This window comes from Bartonella sp. AP57NXGY (assembly GCF_042195805.1).
Taxonomy (GTDB): domain Bacteria; phylum Pseudomonadota; class Alphaproteobacteria; order Rhizobiales; family Rhizobiaceae; genus Bartonella.
Genome location: NZ_JBHIOZ010000013.1, coordinates 28,680 through 32,474, shown reverse-complemented (window position 1 = coordinate 32,474; position 3,795 = coordinate 28,680). Strand labels below are relative to the sequence as shown.

General features: G+C 36.8%; 2 protein-coding genes. One reads left to right on the top strand and one right to left on the bottom strand.

The genetic code is table 11. The features are described 5' to 3' along the window. Window positions 1-684: 684 nt before the first annotated feature. Entirely contained in the window at window positions 685-2,478 is a 1,794-nt protein-coding gene (aspS, locus tag ACFIL8_RS03290; protein WP_375613090.1) for an aspartate--tRNA ligase, read from the bottom strand. A gap of 132 nt (window positions 2,479-2,610) precedes the next feature. On the opposite strand from aspS, the gene rnd reads away from it, so the two are divergent. Further along, window positions 2,611-3,765, top strand: a complete 1,155-nt coding sequence (gene rnd / locus ACFIL8_RS03285) for a ribonuclease D (protein WP_375688900.1) — start codon at window positions 2,611-2,613, stop codon at window positions 3,763-3,765. Window positions 3,766-3,795: the final 30 nt, after the last annotated feature.

The following is a 3,795-nucleotide window of genomic DNA, read 5'->3' as shown; positions in this document are numbered from 1 at the left end:
TCAATTACATAAAAACAAACGCTGCAATTAGAACATGAACAGAAAATTATATCAATTTGAAAAATTTATACATGTCCGTCCCCCTTGACCTAAGTAATTTATTGAAAGCTTTGTCAAATCCGACGATAATTTAACTGCCTACAAAGAGTTATTTTATCCTTTCTGGAATGACAAAAACACCTTTCAAACATCATCTTTTATTATAAAGATAAATTGTATAACAACCCCATTCAGTTTTTCTATGAAAAACTAAAAAATATTCAAAACTTATGAAATTTAAACTTTTCAGAGTAAGCTCATAGAATGGAAAATCACATTATTCTCATAAAAACGAAGAGACACAATTCTCTGCTACAACGTTGTAAAAACTTCAATAAAAAATAAATAATATATTGACATATAAAGATAATTAATTTTTTTCAACTAAAATGAGGCTCCAGAATATTATAGAATTCTTTTATTTCTAATTTATTCATGATCAAGCAATTATAATTATTTCCTCACCTATCACAAGGGGAAAAGCCAGTATAGAAACAAGGAATAAAAATGCCTCGTAAAGAATCAACACAATAGCGTTTTGCCTATCTAAATTTCACAAATAGTACACGCACACACCGTTGACTCTTGAAAGGCATCAAAACTTCACTCTACGTAGAAAAAGACGAAAACAATCCATTATCAACTTTATGAGCTATTTTTGTGAGTAGGAGCCATGCGGATTCCTAAATCACGTAATTGTGTAGGAGAAACATCAGACGGAGCGCTCATTAAAAGATCAAGCGCCTGTTGGTTCATAGGGAATAAAGCAACTTCACGCAAATTTTTAACACCTTGTAACAGCATAATAATGCGGTCAATTCCCGCAGCCATGCCACCATGTGGCGGAGCCCCATAATGGAATGCACGATAAAGACCACCGAAACGATCTTTCACAACTTCCTTAGAAAGTCCTACAAGTTCAAAAACTTTAAGCATCATTTCTGGTAAGTGATTACGAATTCCACCTGATGCAATTTCATAACCATTGCAAACAAGATCATATTGAAAAGCTTTAATAGTAAGAGGATCTTGGCAGGCAAGGGCATTTTCTCCCCCTTGAGGCATGGAAAAAGGATTATGTCCAAAATCAATCTTTTTTTCATCTTCATTCCATTCAAAAAATGGAAAATCAACAATCCACGCCAAAGAGAAACTATCTCTATCAAGAAGATCTAATTCTTCCCCTACCCTTGTGCGTGCTGCTCCGGCAAAAGATGAAAACTTTTTTGGATCGCCAGCTACAAAAAAACAGGCATCCCCACTTTCAAGACCAAGCTGTATACGGATTGCTTCAGTCCTCTGTTCACCAATATTTTTGGCGATAGGCCCTGCTCCTTCAAATTTTCCTTCTTCTTCACGCCAGAAAATATAGCCGAGCCCTGGTTGCCCCTCGCCTTGTGCCCATACATTCATACGATCACAAAAAGCACGACTTCCACCCGTTTTAGCTGGAATAGCCCACACTTGTGCATTCTCATCATTCGCTAAAATTTGAGCAAAGACTTTGAAACCAGAATTATAAAAATGCTGAGAAACATCTTCCATAATGATCGGATTACGCAGATCAGGCTTATCAGAACCATATTTTCGCATTGCTTCATCATAGGAAATGCGAGGAAAGCTTTGTGTCACAGTCTTTCCATCTGCAAATTCTTCAAAAATAGAACGCATAATAGGTTCCATAGTTGCTAAAACATCTTCTTGCTCAACAAAACTCATTTCAACATCTAATTGATAAAATTCACCAGGAAGACGGTCGGCCCTTGGATCTTCATCTCTAAAACATGGAGCAATCTGAAAATAACGATCAAAACCTGACATCATCAACAACTGTTTATATTGCTGTGGCGCTTGCGGTAACGCATAAAATTTTCCCTGATGAACACGACTTGGAACCAAAAAATCACGTGCGCCTTCCGGCGATGAAGCTGTCAAAAGTGGCGTCGTAAATTCCGTAAAACCATTATTTTGCATAGCTCGTCTCATAGCCGCAATAATTTCAGTCCGACGCATGATATTTTTGTGCATAGTCTCCCGACGCAAATCAAGAAAACGATATTTTAATCGAATATCTTCTGGATAATCAGGCTCACCAAAAACCGGTAAAGGAAGCTCATCAGATTTTGAAAGAATTTCTACCTCTTGTGCAAAAATTTCAATCTCACCTGTTGGAAGCGTTGCATTAATAACCTCATCAGAACGAGCACATACCTCCCCATCCACACGAATAACCCATTCAGAACGCACTTTTTCAATAACTTTAAAAGCTGGTGAAGCAGGGTCAGCAACAATTTGTGTGATTCCAAAATGATCACGTAAATCCACAAAAAGAATCCCTCCATGATCACGAACACGATGAACCCACCCCGAAAGACGAACTTGTGTTCCTACATCACATCTACGGAGAGCCGCACAATGATGACTGCGATAACGATGCATGTTTTTTGCCTTTGATTATAATATTCACATGCGCTACAAACGCTTTTTAATGACCATTTGTCAAGATATGAGAATAAAAACTCAAAAATAAAGTCAACAAAGGACAAATTTAATTTATCGAATTATAATAAAATGATGAATCTTATTACACAAACAACAGATCTTGAAATTGCACTTAACGCTCTACGTACCTCTGATTTTGTAACAGTCGATACTGAGTTTATCCGCGAAACAACTTTTTGGCCTCAACTGTGTTTAATACAGCTCGCCTCACCAGATGTTACAGTTTTGATTGATCCCATAGCACCAGATATTGATTTACAACCATTTTTTGACCTTATGGTCGATAAAAAAGTTGTAAAAGTTTTTCATGCTGCGCGCCAAGATATTGAAACAATTTATCACCTTGGAGGTGTTATTCCTTCCCCTCTCTTTGATACGCAAATAGCAGGATCCATTTGTGGATTTGGTGATTCTATCTCCTATGATCAAATTGTACAACGCTGTACAGGGCATCATCTTGATAAATCCTCCCGCTTTACAGACTGGAGTTACCGCCCTTTGTCTGAAAAACAACTGCTCTATGCACTTTCCGATGTAACTTACTTAAGAGATGTTTACTTGTTATTGAAAAAAAGGTTAGAGAAAAATCAACGAGCTCACTGGATGGATGATGAAATAACAATCCTTTTAAATCCTAAAACCTATGATATGCCAGAAGATGAAGCATGGAAAAAAGTGAAAGGAAAAATTAAAAAGCCACGTGAACTTGCTGTATTACAAAAGATAGCAGCTTGGCGGGAACGTGAAGCACGAAAATACAATATGCCACGTCGTCATATCATAAAAGATGAATGTCTTATAGAAATAGCAACCCAACAACCAAAAGATGAATCTGCATTAAAACGGTTGCGCAGTCTTAATAAGAATTGGGATAAACTCTCAATTGCTCAATCATTAATCAAAGCTGTCCACGAAGGCTTAGAAGTGGATCTTTCTACTTTACCCCCCATTCCTAAACATAATCCACTCAATAATACGACAGCCGCTGTTATCGATCTGCTCAAAGTGTTATTAAAAATTGTTGCAAATGAAAACAGCATTGCCCCTAAAATTATTGCAACATCTAATGATTTAGAAAAAATTGCCAATGGAGGAATAAAGAAAAATATTCCCGCTATGAATGGCTGGCGCTATGAAATATTTGGACAAAAAGCCGAACAACTTCTAAAGGGCCAGATAGGGTTTTACTTTAACGATGGAAAAATAAGCACAAAACAGCTTTAATTTACATTTTCATTTTGAAAAATCCATTAC

Excerpts from the sequence above, each read along its gene's own strand:
- aspS (WP_375613090.1), bottom strand. The coding sequence starts at position 2,478 with ATGCATCGTTATCGCAGTCATCATTGTGCGGCTCTCCGTAGATGTGAT.
- rnd (WP_375688900.1), top strand. The coding sequence starts at position 2,611 with ATGATGAATCTTATTACACAAACAACAGATCTTGAAATTGCACTTAAC.